12 protein-coding genes are annotated in these 16,012 nt (G+C 43.2%); 8 read left to right on the plus strand and 4 right to left on the minus strand.

Annotated features, from left to right (window positions below; genetic code table 11):
• Positions 1-15: 15 nt before the first annotated feature.
• Positions 16-1,350 (minus strand): sensor histidine kinase, encoded by a 1,335-nt coding sequence (locus ACO1PK_RS09950; RefSeq protein ID WP_423185482.1) that lies wholly within the window; start codon positions 1,348-1,350, stop codon positions 16-18.
• Between the two features lie 155 nt (positions 1,351-1,505).
• Between ACO1PK_RS09950 and ACO1PK_RS09955 the strand changes: the two genes are divergently transcribed.
• From ACO1PK_RS09955 to phoR, 8 genes are all read left to right on the plus strand, one after another.
• Positions 1,506-3,146: a methyl-accepting chemotaxis protein gene (locus ACO1PK_RS09955; RefSeq protein WP_423185483.1), complete on the plus strand. Its 1,641-nt coding sequence runs from the start codon at positions 1,506-1,508 to the stop codon at positions 3,144-3,146.
• A gap of 121 nt (positions 3,147-3,267) precedes the next feature.
• Complete coding sequence (locus ACO1PK_RS09960; RefSeq protein WP_423185484.1) at positions 3,268-4,296, plus strand: substrate-binding domain-containing protein; 1,029 nt, start codon at positions 3,268-3,270, stop codon at positions 4,294-4,296.
• Between the two features lie 177 nt (positions 4,297-4,473).
• Positions 4,474-5,868 (plus strand): phosphate ABC transporter permease subunit PstC, encoded by a 1,395-nt coding sequence (gene pstC / locus ACO1PK_RS09965; RefSeq protein ID WP_423185485.1) that lies wholly within the window; start codon positions 4,474-4,476, stop codon positions 5,866-5,868.
• Between the two features lie 5 nt (positions 5,869-5,873).
• Entirely contained in the window at positions 5,874-7,244 is a 1,371-nt protein-coding gene (pstA, locus tag ACO1PK_RS09970; RefSeq protein ID WP_423185486.1) for a phosphate ABC transporter permease PstA, read from the plus strand.
• 48 nt (positions 7,245-7,292) lie between these two features.
• Positions 7,293-8,081 carry a phosphate ABC transporter ATP-binding protein PstB gene (gene pstB / locus ACO1PK_RS09975; RefSeq protein ID WP_423185487.1) on the plus strand — a complete coding sequence of 263 codons (789 nt, stop codon included), beginning with the start codon at positions 7,293-7,295 and terminating at the stop codon, positions 8,079-8,081.
• A 186-nt stretch (positions 8,082-8,267) separates the two neighbouring features.
• Positions 8,268-9,305: a porin gene (locus tag ACO1PK_RS09980; protein WP_423185488.1), complete on the plus strand. Its 1,038-nt coding sequence runs from the start codon at positions 8,268-8,270 to the stop codon at positions 9,303-9,305.
• Positions 9,306-9,519: 214 nt separating this feature from the next.
• Complete coding sequence (phoB, locus tag ACO1PK_RS09985) at positions 9,520-10,206, plus strand: phosphate regulon transcriptional regulator PhoB (RefSeq protein ID WP_423185489.1); 687 nt, start codon at positions 9,520-9,522, stop codon at positions 10,204-10,206.
• Positions 10,207-10,212: 6 nt separating this feature from the next.
• Complete coding sequence (gene phoR, locus ACO1PK_RS09990; protein ID WP_423185490.1) at positions 10,213-11,550, plus strand: phosphate regulon sensor histidine kinase PhoR; 1,338 nt, start codon at positions 10,213-10,215, stop codon at positions 11,548-11,550.
• 38 nt (positions 11,551-11,588) lie between these two features.
• Here the strand turns inward: phoR and ACO1PK_RS09995 are convergent, their stop codons facing one another.
• From ACO1PK_RS09995 to ACO1PK_RS10005, 3 genes are all read right to left on the minus strand, one after another.
• Complete coding sequence (locus ACO1PK_RS09995; RefSeq protein WP_423188200.1) at positions 11,589-13,064, minus strand: exopolyphosphatase; 1,476 nt, start codon at positions 13,062-13,064, stop codon at positions 11,589-11,591.
• A gap of 74 nt (positions 13,065-13,138) precedes the next feature.
• Positions 13,139-15,271 (minus strand): polyphosphate kinase 1, encoded by a 2,133-nt coding sequence (gene ppk1, locus ACO1PK_RS10000; protein ID WP_423185491.1) that lies wholly within the window; start codon positions 15,269-15,271, stop codon positions 13,139-13,141.
• 83 nt (positions 15,272-15,354) lie between these two features.
• The gene (locus ACO1PK_RS10005) at positions 15,355-15,852 is read right to left on the minus strand and encodes a glycine cleavage system protein R (protein ID WP_423185492.1); all 498 of its coding nucleotides are present in this window, start codon (positions 15,850-15,852) and stop codon (positions 15,355-15,357) included.
• Positions 15,853-16,012 lie beyond the last annotated feature (160 nt).

Raw genomic sequence — 16,012 nt, forward strand, 5'->3', positions numbered from 1 at the left:
CTGGTTTACTGGGTGTTAGCTAAAACTGACATTAGTTTTTTGAACGTCCTCACTCTGTCTAATTGGGTAGCGGATCTCCGTTTCTACGCCGCCTGCTTTATGTAAGCGCCGAACGACGCTGCCACCTAAACGTTCGATAGTAATATTGGCTAAAAATTGCCCAATACCGAAACCTTGCTCGCTGGGCTGTGGCACTTTTCCAAGTTCCTTTAAACGCTGGGCAGATAACCCTTCACCAAAATCGCGAATGGTTAAGCAAAATTGACCTCGATTAACATGACTGAAAACTTGTAATCTGGGCTGATCATTTTGACTACTGGCATCTGCGGCGTTATCTAGGATATTCATTAAGGCTGCAGCAAAACTGCGGCTCTCAGTTAATAAGCAGCTGCTCCCATCCTCTTTATGTTGTTGCTCAAGCGTAATATCCGATCTGCTGACTAACCAACTTGCTAAGGTTTGTTCAATCACCTTGGTTATTGGTATGGGTTCAAACTGTTGTTGGCGCAGCTGCTGAGCGTTAAGTCGAAGTTCTTGTACAATGTTTTGACAGCGATCTGTTTCATGCTTTAAATCAAGCAGTGCTTGATCCTCTGTATGAAAGCTGGCTAATTCAGTAGCCAGTAAGCTAATATTTTGAATAGGGGTGGCCAGTTGATGTGCGGCATTGGAGGCATAGCTGGAAAGCGCAAGCAACTGCTCCTGCTGCACCTGTTGTTGTTGAAATAGCCCAAGACGTTCTGCTTGGCGACGAATTAACTTCGCTTGATTACTCACAAACCAGCTAACGAGCACAACCGAAAAACTAAAAGCGGCCCACATCTGCAGTAAATGAGTATTAAAGGCATATTGTCCCCATAGCTCAGCGCTGAAGTTGTGTAATGGTGTGCTTATATGGTTGGCATGCAGCACCGGTATTACGGCTTGTGGTAAAAGTAACAGGCTATAGCAAAGTATGGCTAGTGTGCTATGTAAAAAGGCACTGGCTGGGCTTAGTAACACTGCCGCAGTCGCCACGGGTAACAATAAAATTGAAACAAAACCATTATTCGCGCCACCACTAAAGGCAAGAAATAACGTGAGCAGCAGTAAATCCATGACACAACTTAAGGCCACCAGCTGTTTAGTATAGTTCTCTGGTCTAGGGATCCAGTACATTACCGTGTTGCTAATCGCATGCAGCATCAATAAAGAGATAATCAAATGCGGATTCAGAATAGGGAAGTTGAATAACCAGGCTAAGAGCGCTACTAGCGTTTCAGCAAAAATCAAACCCCAACGATAATTTCGAAATTGTTTTAACTGCTGTAATGGCGCTAGCGCGGCAGATTCAATAAAGGTTATTGCCATAACTGATTCATAGTTAAGAGTCTTTTTTAAGCTTACCATGTTAACTCGTCACGTTCATCTAAAGCCACTGCGAAAGGAGCAAATACAGCTGTCATAAAAAGTACATAAATAGTTGCTACTGTGCAAACTAGGCTAAGATACTTGTAGGTGAAGCGATGAAATTGACATTAACCATTGCCAATCGGGTGGTTTTTCTTGGGTTGATTCCCTTGGTGTTGTTGCTGGCAGTGTTAGTCGGTAGTTTTTGGGCTGCAAGTGCAAAAGATCGGCTTTTCCATCAGTTATATAATGAACATTTGGCTATTTTGGCTGAAATCATGCGACCGCAAAAAGTGTTGCAACAACAAGGTCTGGCAGTTTTACAGCAATATCGTACCGGTTGGGCTTCTGCGGAAGCTACAGTGGAAAGTGTGTCTGCATTACTTGCTGCCGCTGAACAAGATTGGCAGGTTTTTACGCAGAAGCGCGTGGTAAATTCGCCTGAAGATGAAGCAGCCTATGCCGCTTTAGATAAGGCTTTTAGCCAGGCGATAAAGCATTATCAGGAATGGATAAGCTATGCTGGTACAGATGCACTTCTTATAAGAATATTAAATGAATCAACGATTAGTAACGAAGTCACTTTAAAAATAACGCCTTTTGCTGAACTGGCAGAGCAATTTATACAGCAACAGATTGCCACCGCTGCATCTGTGCGAGACAAAGCAGAAAAGTTTACCCAGATGATGGTGCAGTTTTATGTGTTTGGTGGTATCGCCTTAACCCTATTGGTGTTATTTCTGATATGGCAAACCCGTCGCGCTGTTAATCTGCCTCTGAAAGGGTTACGCGATCTTCTTCTTACCTTAGAGCAGCAGGCCGATTTAACACTCAGGGCGGATGAGCGTGGTCGTGATGAAATCGCTGAGGCGGCAAGAGCGCTTAACAAAATGTTGCAGCGTTTTGCAACGGTATTAACTCAACTTGGCGCAAGCTCGCAATTATTAACGCATCAAGCGAGTCATGTACAGCAGGTGAGTGAGCAAGTGAATGCGGGAGCAGGGCTTCAGGCCACGCAGGCAGATCAATTATCTTTAGCCGTTGAGGAAATGTCTGCTGCAGTCCGTCAGGTGAATACCGATACCGAATCGGCACTGAATACCGCCGCTGCTGCGCAACAAATGTGTCAGCAAGGCACGCAAGTCACCAGCCACAATATGCAAAGCACAGAGCTATTGGAAAAGAAAATGGTGCAAGCCAGCAGCATTATCAGCACCTTGCAACAAGATTCCACCAAGATCTCTGGTGTATTAGAAGTCATTGGTAAAATTTCAGAGCAAACCAACTTACTGGCGTTAAACGCGGCTATTGAAGCTGCGCGCGCGGGTGAAGCTGGCCGCGGTTTTTCGGTTGTGGCTGATGAAGTAAGAACCTTATCTGGCAATACCAAGGCCGCGACAGAATCGATCAGGCAAATGATTAGCACTTTGCAAGCTCAAGCCAATCATGCTGTAGCCGCCATTGAGCAAGCGACAGAGCAGGTAGAGAGCAGTGTTGAGCATGCTAGGAGCACTGAGCAAGTATTCCGTGATATTGCTAACGAAGTGATGCAACTGGCAGCTTTTAACCAACAAATTGCGCAAGCGACAGTAGAACAACAGCATGTCAGCGATCGTTTTATCAATGGCATTGCAGAACTCAGAAGTGCCAGCCAGCAGTTACATGATGGCGCTGCAAGTTCAGCCCAGGCTAGCGAACAATTATCAGCTGTTGCCGCCCAGTTAAATGCAGGTTGGCAGCAATTTCGGGTCAATTAAATAATCGACTTGAAAAGATCTAAATAAAAAATCGCCCTTGTCATATTGTTGAAATAAAACGCAAGCACACTAAGGGTGTTGAATTAAAACTGATTTAAATTACTCTTTTGAGGAACAAAAAATGAAAGTTAAAACATTAACAAAATTAGCGCTAGCAACTGCTGTTTCATTAAGCTTCACTGTATCAGCTCAAGCAACCCGTGATACTATTCAAGTCGCTGGTTCATCAACAGTATTGCCATTCTCTTCAATTGCTGCTGAAGAATTTGGTAATAACTTTGCTCAGTTCAAAACACCTGTAGTTGGTTCAGGTGGTTCTTCAGGTGGATTGCGTCAGTTCTGTCAAGGTGTAGGTACTAACACTATTGATGTTGCAAACTCATCTCGTCAAATTCGTCCTGCAGAAGTAGAAGCCTGTAAGGCCAATGGTGTTAATCAAGTTATTGAAGTAAAAATTGGTTATGACGGTATCGTATTTGCCTCACGTATCGATGCGGGCACTTTTGCTTTAGATCCTGTGCATGTATTTTTAGCGCAAGCCGCACAAGTGCCGCAAAATGGCCAAATGGTTGCTAACCCATACACCCGTTGGTCACAAATCGACAAATCATTACCAGATCAAGCTATTCTGTTAGCTATTCCAGGTTCTAACCATGGTACTCGTGAAGTTTACGAAGAAAAAGTGATTTTAGACGGTTGTAAAACCTTACCAGAAGTTAAAGCTATGCCATCAGGCGATCAGAATAATTTCTGTTTAGCTATGCGTACTGACGGTCGCGTAGTTGAAATTGCCGGTGATTACACTGAAACCTTAGCTCGTTTACAAGCCCAAAAAGATGCTGTAGGTGTATTTGGTTTAAGTTTCTATGAATCAAACCGTGACCGTATTAAAGTTGCTACTGTAGGCGGTGTAGTTCCTACTGTTGATAATATTATTGCTGGTACCTATCCTGTTTCTCGCCCACTGTTTTTCTATGTTAAAGGTGAGCATCTTGGTGTAATTCCAGGTTTACAAGAGTTCGCTGAGTACTTTGTTTCTGAAGGTACATCTGGTGTTGGTAGCCCATTAGAAGCGGCGGGTTTGATTCCGTTATCTGATGCAGAACGTACTGATGTTCTAAATAATATCCGCAACAAAAAGGCGCTATAAATTCTGATGTTAATTAAAGCCACCTGCGGGTGGCTTTTTTACTTTGTAATAGCGTGATAAAGAAATAGATAGCTTCTATGCTTAAACCCTTGCAACCTGTCGCTGCTCTGTCATAAAAGTGAAATCTTTTAGGGTTAACATAATACTAATATCCATATGTTCAGTAGCGGAGTACTGATGAACAATTTTTCATTAATTTTGATGTTGCTGGTGCTAATGGCAGTTGCCTACCAATTTGGTATGGTACGCAGCCGTAAACTGGCCGGTGGCAACAATAGTGCGATTATGCATTCTCGACCGCATCACTACGGGATGATGGTTGGGTTGTGGGCGGTGTTACCGCCGTTGTTTATAATGCTACTTTGGAATTGGATTTCCCCTTCTATTATTCAAAGTATGGTGTTGGCTTCTATACCAGCTGAGTATGTGCCTGACGCTGAACAAGCCGCTAACATAATGCGTCGAATTAGTAATTTAGCCACTAACTTTGGTATTGTAGCAGAGGCAGCCCCGTGGGAATTAGACGCTGCAAATTATCTGCAGGCTTTAAAACAAAAAAGCGCGTTGATGCTCACCGCTCTGATGCTTATTGTGGCGTCTGTTGGCTTACTGGTAAGTTTTAAGAAGATTCAGCCATCTTTACGTGCTCGCCATCAAGTTGAAAAAGTTATGATGGGCCTGTTGCTACTATGTTCAACCGCAGCAATTCTTACCACCATTGGTATCGTATTATCGATGGTTGGTGAAACGCTAAAGTTTTTTACGTTTATTAAACCGAGTGATTTCTTTTTTGGTACGACGTGGAATCCTCGTTTCTCCACAGTTGGGGTGGCGGAAGGTTCTTTAACAGGTAGTCAAGGTAGTTTTGGTTTATTACCTTTACTCTCTGGTACTATGTTAGTTGCCTTTATTGCTATGTTAGTGGCTATTCCTTTGGGTTTAATGGTCGCGATTTATATGGCGGAATATGCCCCGAGTAAAGTGCGTACTACAGTAAAACCTATAATTGAGGTGTTAGCCGGTATCCCAACGATTGTTTACGGTTTCTTTGCACTGGTAACAGTGGGCCCATTTCTTGCGGATTTGGGGGCTATGCTGGGGCTTACTATCCGAGCTACATCGGCACTTACCGCAGGGGTGGTAATGGGTATAATGCTTATTCCTTTTATCTCCTCCTTGTCAGACGACATTTTGACTCAGGTGCCAAAAGCTCTACGTGACGGCTCTTTAGGCTTGGGAGCAACGAAATCAGAAACGATTCGTAAAGTCGTATTGCCCGCAGCCTTACCCGGCATTGTTGGTGCGATTTTGTTGGCGGTCAGTCGTGCTATTGGCGAAACGATGATTGTGGTGCTTGCCGCCGGTAACAGCCCCGCTCTTACCGCTAACCCTTTTGAAGCAGTATCAACGGTGACGGTTACTATTGTTAACCAGTTAACGGGTGATAACGACTTTGCTAGTCCGCAATCATTAGTGGCTTTTGCCCTCGGTCTTACCTTATTTGTTATTACGCTACTGCTCAATGTGGTTGCCTTGGTGATCGTGCGTAAATACCGTGAACAATACGAGTAATAAAAATGACTACTGAAGTGAAAAACCTTAAAGCTAAAGAGACGACCAGAAGCAAAGTACAACAGCAGGTGGTGGACTCTTTAAAAAAGCGCCATCGTCAGGAAAAGCTGTTTCGTAACGCGGGTATTACTGCGGTTTCGATCAGCCTTATGTTGGTAGTGTTGTTATTTTTAAATATTTTTTCAAAAGGTTTACCTGCGTTTTGGCAGCATGCTATTAAGTTAGATATCTATTTCGACCCTGCAATTGTGAAAATAGCAGAAAAACCAGTGCAGTTAGCTGACGAAAGCGATAATGAATTTCGGCAGCGTGATCTGGAATGGCGTTCATCGGTAGGTATGGTTAACTTTAACCGCTTAATTGTAGCAGGTTTAGAAAAAGTCATTCCTGATGCAAGTCAGCATCGCCGGGATTTACAGCGAATTGTGACCTCGGGTGAGCGTTTTGCTATTCGTGATTTGGTGATAGCCGATCCCAGTATTATCGGCACAACGCAATCTTTATTTTTACTAACTGATGCCAATATCGATGTCTGGTTAAAGGGCAATATCGATAGAACACTCAGTGATGCGCAGCAACAATTAAGCCCGAAAGTTCGTGAATGGGTAGAGATGCTTAAAGAGCAGGGTGTTATCCAAAATCGCTTTAGCTTTGCCTTGTTTATGAATGCAGACTCTCGTAGTTCCTTGGCCTCTGCCGGTCTGGCTGGTGCCTTTATGGGTTCTTTGTATATGATGCTCGTGGTGATCGTACTCGCTGTTCCAATGGGTGTTGCCGCCGCCGTGTATTTAGAAGAGTTTGCACCAAAGAATAAAATCACTGATATTGTTGAAGTTAATATCAATAACCTAGCCGCAGTGCCTTCAATTGTATTTGGTTTGTTAGGTGCTTCTATTTTTATCGGTTGGTTTAATTTGCCTATATCAGCTCCGGTTGTGGGTGGCTTGGTGTTAACCTTAATGACGCTCCCTACCGTTATTATCGCTACCCGCTCTACGTTAAAAGCCATTCCTCCTTCGATTCGTCAAGCGGCGTTGGGTTTGGGGGCCTCTAAGAGTCAGGCAGTATTCCATCATGTATTACCGCTGGCTATCCCAGGTATTTTAACCGGCTCTATTATCGGTGTAGCACAGGCTTTAGGTGAATCAGCACCGTTATTATTAATTGGTATGAAGTCATTTGTTGCTTCAATACCCAGCAGTGCTATGGAGCAATCTACCGCTTTACCGGTACAAATATATTTATGGCAGGGGAATGAACTGCGTAATTTCTTTGAAGCCAGAACATCTGCGGCCATTATTGTATTATTGGCACTAATGCTGTCACTAAATAGCTTAGCAATTTGGTTACGTAAGCGGTATGAAGTGCGCTGGTAAGCTGCCTTGGCTGGCAACCATCCCATATTTTGATTATAGGACAAGACAATGAGTGAAAGTACAGTTATAGACAATGCGGCCAAGGTAAAAATGACTACCCGCGATGCCAAAGTGTTTTACGGTGACAATCAGGCGATCCATGGTATCGATATGGATATTATGGAAAATGAGGTGATTGCCTTTATCGGTCCATCAGGTTGCGGTAAGTCGACTTTTTTACGTTGCTTAAACCGCATGAACGATACGATTGATATTTGTAGAGTCACCGGCCAAATTGCTTTGGATGGTAAAGATATTTATCACCCGTCATTAGATGTAGTGCAGCTACGTGCTCAGGTCGGTATGGTGTTTCAAAAGCCCAACCCGTTTCCAAAGTCTATTTATGACAATATTGCTTACGGCCCTAAATTACATGGCTTGGCCAGTAAGAAATCTGATTTAGATGACGTGGTAGAATCAAGTTTACGTCGTGCGGGTTTATGGGAAGAAGTTAAGGATCGTTTAAATCAACCTGGTACGGGTTTATCGGGTGGTCAGCAGCAACGCTTATGTATTGCACGTACCATAGCGGTAAGCCCAGAAGTGATTTTAATGGATGAGCCCTGTTCAGCGCTTGATCCAATCGCTACCTCTATTATTGAAGAGCTGATTGCTGAATTAAAACAAAACTTTACCATCGTTATTGTAACCCACAATATGCAACAAGCGGCGCGGGTTTCAGACAGAACGGCTTTCTTCCACTTGGGGAATTTGATTGAGTTGGGTGTCACCAATGATGTCTTTACCAATCCGCAACAGAAGAAAACTGAAGATTACATTACCGGACGCTACGGTTAAAACGATTGAAGGTTATTTGAGATAAAGGTCGGTATTTCCGGCCTTTTTTTCAGAATACGCAATTAAGAAGTCGCCGGTTGTCATAAAAGTTTAAAAAAAAAGCAATTAAACTGAAATTTTTAAAGGCGATAATTAAAGTTAAGAATAGAAGTTACATTTATAAAAAATATTATCTGGAGAATCCTCATGAAAACGATCAAAGTTAGTTTAGTTGCAGCTGCACTAAGTTCAGCATTTGCTTTACCGGCTTTAGCTGCTGATGTTGAAATTTATGGCCGTGCACATTTATCAGTTGATGCCTTAGACAATGGCGTAGACAGTGGTACTAACGTATCAAGTAACTCAAGCCGTTTAGGTTTTCGTGCTAAAACTGAGATTGAAGGCGGTTTAGAAGCATTTGTACAAATCGAACAAAACATTCGTTTTGATGAAGGCGCAGGTAACTGGGCTTCTCGCGATTCTTTTGTGGGTTTACGTGGTAGTTTCGGTACGCTGCGTTTAGGTCAGTTTGACACGCCATTAAAAGCGGTACGTGGTAAAGTGGATATGTTCGGTGACCGTATCGGTGACATCCGTAACCTGACTCGTACTTCTACCTCTGGTAGCACCAATGCTAACATCGGTAACGTTTTCGATGAGCGTTATAAAAATGGCGTGCATTACCGTACACCTAAGTTCGGTAATTTTGTGTTTGATGTGCACTACACACCACATAACACTAATGGCGCAACCGCAGATAACGTCCGTGAATCTTACAGTATGGCTTTAAGCTATGAAGTAAAAGGTTTCTATGCCGCAATCGCTTATGAAACTTTTGAAGGTCAGAATGACTTAGATCCTAATGCCTTGCGTTTAGGTGCTTACTTTGACGTCACTTCAGATTTCCGTGTTTCTGGCATGTTCCAAAGCGCGAGCGATGTACCTGGCGGCGATCGTAATGTTTATGGTTTAGGTGCTAGCTATAAAATGGGTGCCACCACTTTACGTGGCCAGTATTATGTCGCGGATGACAACGATGCCGCGGATTCAGGTGCTTCAATGTTGGTTATCGGTGCTGACCGTCGTCTTGGTAAAGATTTAACCTTATATGTTGCTTATGGTATTACCTCTAATGATGATGCTGCAGCTTTCCGTGTTTCTGCTGGTGGTCGTGATACACAATTAGCGGCAGTACGTGGTGAAGATAGCAGCGGTTTATCATTAGGCATCCAGTACAGTTTCTAAGTTTTTGTTGTAACCTGTTGTTAAGTATAAAGCCCCGCTTGCGGGGCTTTATTATTTCATATTTCATTTAGTTATTTAATTTTTGAGTGATAAGTCGGTTAAATAATTTTATTAGTTTCTATACTGAAAATAATAAGTTAACTGTTTTATTTCATAAAAATGTCATATTATGAAAGCATAATTAGCGCATAGATAGTTAATATGGTAGCAAGCTATGTCGAGAAGAATTCTGGTTGTTGAAGATGAAGCCCCCATCCGTGATATGCTCTGTTTTGTGTTGGAACAAAATGGTTATCAGGCCAGTGTCGCTGAAGATTTTGATGCCGCTATTAGTAATCTGGTTGAACCCTATCCGGATTTAGTGCTGTTAGATTGGATGTTACCAGGTGGTAGCGGTATTCAAATTGCTAAAAAGATGAAGCAACATGAGCTAACCCGCAATATCCCGATTATAATGATCACTGCCCGTGGTGAAGAAGAAGATAAAGTGCGTGGTTTGGAAGTGGGCGCAGACGATTATGTGACCAAGCCATTTTCGCCCAAAGAGCTGATGGCACGGATTAAAGCGGTGATTCGCCGTGTAGCCCCTACCAGTTTGGATGATGTGATAGAGGTGCAAGGTTTGAAACTCGATCCGGTATCACATCGGGTGACCGCCGAAGAGCAGCCATTAGATATGGGACCTACCGAGTTTAGATTGCTACATTTCTTTATGACTCACCCTGAGCGGGTTTATAGTCGTGAACAATTACTGGATCATGTTTGGGGAACCAATGTTTATGTGGAAGACCGAACTGTTGACGTACACATCCGCCGTTTACGTAAAGCGATCTCACCTGCAGGACATGACCGCTTGGTGCAAACGGTGCGAGGTTCTGGCTACCGTTTTTCTGCTAAGTAGTCGCTAATGCGTTTACTCTTATCCAAGAAAAGCCTGCTGGCCAAAGTACTCTTAATTTATGGTTTGGCGGCTTTTTTGGGTTTGCTGTTCGGCAAGATGTTATTAGTTTTACTGCTGCTTAGTTTTGGACATTTGTGGTGGCAGTACAAGCATATCTTTTTGCTGGATAAGTGGTTATGGCGTGATCGTAAACTTACGCCACCAGCGGGTGATGGCAGCTGGCAGCAAATTTTTGATGGGATTTATTTTCAACAGCGCCGTGAGCGTCGCAAGCGTAAAGAGTTACGAACCCTTGTTCGTCGCTTTCGTGATGGTGCTGAAGCTTTACCTGAAGCTGTCGTTGTATTGAGTGAGGACTGGAGCATTATCTGGTGTAATAAACTTGCTCAGCTGCTGGTAGGCTTACGTTGGCCGACAGATGAAGGGCAGCGTATTGACAATCTGATTCGTTCGCCAGAGTTTCATCAATACCTGCAACAGCAGAATTTTCAACAACCTTTAGAAGTTATGTCGCCTACCTCTTCCAGCGTTATGTTGGAATGCAAAATGATGCCGTACGGTAAGGCGCAGTTTTTATTAATCGTCAGAGATATCACGCAGCTAAAACAATTAGAGCAGATCCGCAAAGATTTTGTCGCTAATGTTTCGCATGAACTGCGCACGCCATTGACGGTGTTACAAGGCTACTTAGAGGTGATGGATAGCGATAGTCAACCTTCGCATGCCATCTGGCAAAAAGCTCACCCAGTGATGTTGGAGCAAACTCGCCGTATGGATGCGTTAGTGCAACAGCTGCTGACTCTGTCGCGGATTGAGGCCTCTGCTCGTGTGCAATTTGAGCAGGAAGTCGATGTGCCAGCCATGTTAAGCCTGATAGCTCAAGAGGCAGAAACCTTAAATCGTGAAAAACAACATAAACTTAGTTTCAATATCGATCAGGATTTACGCGTAACAGGTGCGCAAGACGAGTTACGCAGTGCATTTTCGAATTTAGTCACCAATGCGATCAAATATACGCCCGCAGGCGGTGAAATTAATGTTAGTTGGCAGCGCGAACACCAAAAAGCCGTATTTACGGTAAGCGATAACGGTGAGGGGATCGCAGCACATCACGTGAAAAGATTAACTGAGCGTTTTTATCGGGTAGATCAAGCTCGGGCTCGCAATACCGGTGGCACAGGCTTGGGGCTGGCTATCGTGAAGCATGTTTTATCTCATCATAATAGCCAATTATTAATCTTTTCTGAACCAGGCAAGGGCAGTACCTTTTCCTTTGCTTTACCACCTGAATTGGTACTTGGCGCACAAGCGCCAAAGAAAAGAGCAAAATTTAAGGTTAAATAAGACGGTGTTTTGCTAGCGGCTTATTTAACCTAGAGCTGTTAAGGCGTATGGACTGTTTCTCCCAAACTCATAAGATCTTGCAAAGCAGGGATCTCCAATTTAAAAGCAATTTTCTTCAATAACTTTTGTTCTTGTTGTAAATCAGCACTTAGCACAGTTTGCTGAGCTAACCATTCTGGCGCTAATTGCAAATGCAATTGCTGGACTCCTGCTTGAGCAACTAAAGGCGGGATAAAATCGTCACGGCGTTTTTGGTTAAGTAAAACCGCCATTCTTAGTAAGACCAGTAAATTAATCACGACAGGGATCTCATACAGACTGAAATACGGAATTTCATCCGCGCGGATTTTCCGCCGATGAAATCGCACTAAGCAAGCCAGCAGATTTTGTTGTTCCTGATTAAATCCGGGTAAATTTGCGTTTTGTAAGATATAAGCAGAATGTTTTTGTACACCAGATGAGTTAATGTGCAAGCCAATTTCAAACACGGTAGCAGCAAAACCAAGTAATAACGCATCCTCATCGTCTAACTGCCAAGACGCTTTTACTTGTTCAAACAAGGTAAGTGCTGTGGTACGCACTCGTTGTGCCTGAGCTTGGTCGATATCATAACGTGTTACTAAGCTTTGCATCGTTTGTTCGCGTATATCCAAATGCTGCATACGATCGCTCATTTCGTATAGCACGCCTTCGCGCAATGCAGCATCGATATAAATCAATTGCTCAATATGCAACATCTGAAAAGCTGCAATTAAGATACTTAAGCCTGAGCAGAGTAACAACTTACGATCTTCAGACAGCCCAGGTATGTCCAGTTGTTGGCATTGTTCATACTGCAACAGATAATCGCGTAATTTCAGTAAGTGCGGCAGTTCAATACTGCCATTAGACCAACCAAAGCTCGTGATAATGTCGCGAATGGTTTTTATTGTACCTGAGGTGCCAACAACCTGTTGCCAACCTGTACTTCTAAAGCTACTAACAATAGGTTCAAGCTCTTGTTCTGCTTGAATAATTGCGCGATAGAAACGTCTAGAAGAGATTTTTCCTTGCGAGAAATGGCTTTTGCCATAACTTACGCAACCCATATTACGGCTACTTAAGCGCAGGGGTTGCGCCGCTTCGCCAATAGCAAATTCAGTACTACCACCACCAATATCGATCACCAGACGTCGGCCACTGAAATGTTCAAAATGTGCGACACCTTGGTAAATAAAGCGCGCTTCCTCTTGTCCAGAGATCACCTCAATCGGGAACGGAAACAGCGTTTTTGCTCGCCGTAAAAAGGTCGCTGAGTTTTTAGCTCGACGTAAAGTGTAGGTCGCGATAACACGTACCGATTGTGGCGCGAAGGGCTGCAGCGTATCAGCAAACTGCCGAAGAACCTGCAAACCTCTTTCTATCGCCTCTTCACTCAATACCAGCTCATCATTCAAACCTTCAGCAAGCTGCACCTTTTGTTTTTCGCGGTGCAGCAGCTGAATATCTCCTTTAACAACTCTGGCAATCACCATATGAAAGCTGTTCGAGCCGAGGTCGACTGCGGCAATGTAAGGTGCCGCGCTGGATTCTTGTGTTATGTGTGTAGTCAAAGCTCTTGTTCAGCCTGTTGCAATAAAAGTTGTGCTTGTGCGGCAAATAAATCATAAATGCTCTGTTGTGAGCGAATATTTCGTTTATTGCCGCGTTTCACGTAAGAATTACTTTGTTGAGCATCAATATTACGGGCTTTAACATTATCACGCCACTGAATATCCAAAGTACTTATGACTGTTTGCTTAATTTTTGCGTCAAATATGGGTACACCCACTTCTACGCGTTGATCAATATTGCGTGTCATCCAGTCTGCGGAGGAGATGTAAACATCGGTATCCCCACCGTTACTGAAGACATACACCCGAGCATGTTCTAAAAAGCGATCTAAAATACTAATCACTTTAATATTTTGGCTTTTTCCCGGTATGCCGGGGACTAAAGAACACATGCCGCGTATGATCATGCGGATCTTGACTCCGGCCTGGCTGGCTTTGTAGAGTAGCTGTACAATATCTTCATCTACTAAGTTATTCACTTTTAAAAATATCTCAGCTTTCCTGCCACTTGTTGCAAAGTCAATTTCACGCTGGATCAGTTGCTGTAGTTTCGGTCTACTCCAGGTTGGAGATACGATCAAGTGCTTAAATACGAAAGGCCGATAGGAGTATTGGATAAATTCGAATACTTGTTCAATTTCTGCGGTAATTTCCGGATGGCAAGTGAACAAGCTCATGTCCGTATAAATACGCGCTGTTTTTTCGTTAAAGTTGCCCGTGCCAATATGACCGTAACGGACTGCTTTGCCCTTTTCTTGGCGGGTAATTAAACAAATTTTAGAGTGAATTTTTAAGGTCGTTTGACCAAAAATAACTTCAATACCGGCATCCGTCATCCGTCTGGCCCAATTAATGTTATTTTCTTCATCAAAGCGGGCTTTCAGTTCAACCACCACGGTGACTTTTTTACCATTACGCACGGCATCAAGTAAGGAATGGATCACCCTTGAATGTTTAGCGACACGATACATGGTAATTTTAATATGGGTAACCTTGGGGTCAAACGATGCCTGGCGCACCCACTCAGTAAAGTAGCCAAAACTGTGATAAGGATAGTAGAGCAAAATATCACTATTACGGATCGCATCAAAAGTTGTCGGATGTTGTTCAAAATCGACACTAGGCAATGGCGGTAACGGAGTAAACTCCATACTTTGATGCCCTAAATTTGGGAAGCCGATAAAATCCTTAAAATTACGATAACGGGTACCTGCGATTAGTGCATCGACAGAACTAGTGCCAAGTTGCTTAGTGAGGACTTTTAGCATTTGTTCTGGCATAGCCGCATCATAAACCAAGCGGGTAGGCTCTGATTTTAAACGCTGCCGGATCCCCTTTGACATCTTATCAATTAAACTCTGATCGAGGGTATCGCTGATATTATATTCGGCATCGCGTGTCAGTTTTAATGAAAACGCACAAATGTTTTCAAATTCAAAAAAGCCTTTAAAGAGATCGGTAATGCAATGGGTAATGATGTCATCTAGTAAGATGATTTGTCGCCGGTAATGGCCATTTTTCTTACGAGTATTTAAATGCAGTGGCAGTTCAATAAAACGAGAGACTTCATCAGTCGGCACCTGCACAATAGCGTACTCTGGTTTATGCTGCCCAGTCATTTCTACCATTAAATAGGTAGTGTTATCTTCTAAAATTTTGCCAAGAGAGGCATCTGTACTGGAGAGAATAATCGGTGAAATATGTTTTTTTACTTGCGCATTGAAGAAGTTTTTCACCCAGCTTGCTTGTAACTCGGTGATCTTGCTGTCGTCAATCAATTCAATATTGTGTTTACGCAGCTCTAACTGAATATCCAGATAAATCTTGTTGAATTGTTTTCCGAGCTGTAAGACTTGGTTTTGTATTTCAATAAGCAATAACTCAGCGTCTTCATGCTCCCAAGTTTGATATTTTTTGAGTAAAATCCGGCGTTTTACGTCTGCTACCCGAACGCGAAAAAATTCGTCTAAATTATTCGAGTAAATTCCAAGAAAACGTAAGCGTTCAATCGGCGGGTTGCGGGTATCCGCTGCTTCTTGCAACACTCTGCCATTAAAGGCCAGCCAGCTCAATTCACGTGGGTATAAAGGAAACTCGGATAACGATGTTGCGGTGTTTTGCTGTTCCATTAAGGTTGCTCCTGCTCACTGCCTGCAAAGCACTCTATGTCATTTTTATGACAGGGCGATGACAGCATCGCCCTTAGCTCGGTTTACTCTAGATCAACGACGATATCAGTAGCGATAGCTTCTAACGCTTGTGTCACATCGTCACGGTTCAATCCTGCCGGGAGTTGCACTGTAGCGTCGGCGTGGAATAGCGGCACTCCCCAATTGGGTGCGCTTTGTTTGTGACTCTCAAAGGAGATAATATTTGCCCCCTTATGACTTAGCACTGTTGAAAGCTCTCTGACGATACCTGGGCGGTCATTCCCTGTGATCACAAAACGCAGTTGTTGTGATTTGTCTAACTCTGATTGTTCGCCAAGTTGTACTTTAATCTCGAGATCCGTGAGTTGTTGCAACGCCGCTGTGAGGTTGCCTAAATCAGGTTCGGCTACTTCGATTTGTACTATACCGGCAAAATAACCGGCAAGGTGGCTTAAATTACTGGCCATCCAATTACCGTTATGCTCATTAATCACTTTTGCTAATTGCTTTACTAAACCTGCTTTATCTTTACCAATAATGGTAAGCACCAACTGCTTCATTCTGGCTTTCCTTATCAAACTTGCCAACTGGGTCAACGTAGTTAATTTATACCTTAGAGTGTAGCGTTAACCAAAGGTTTTTGAAGTAGCAAATGATTTTTATTCCAAAAAAGATTAACAAAGATCAACACAAGCTAGGCGCTGTCATATGGCTGCGTTA

It is taken from the genome of Alishewanella sp. d11, assembly GCF_049390205.1.
GTDB lineage: Bacteria > Pseudomonadota > Gammaproteobacteria > Enterobacterales > Alteromonadaceae > Alishewanella.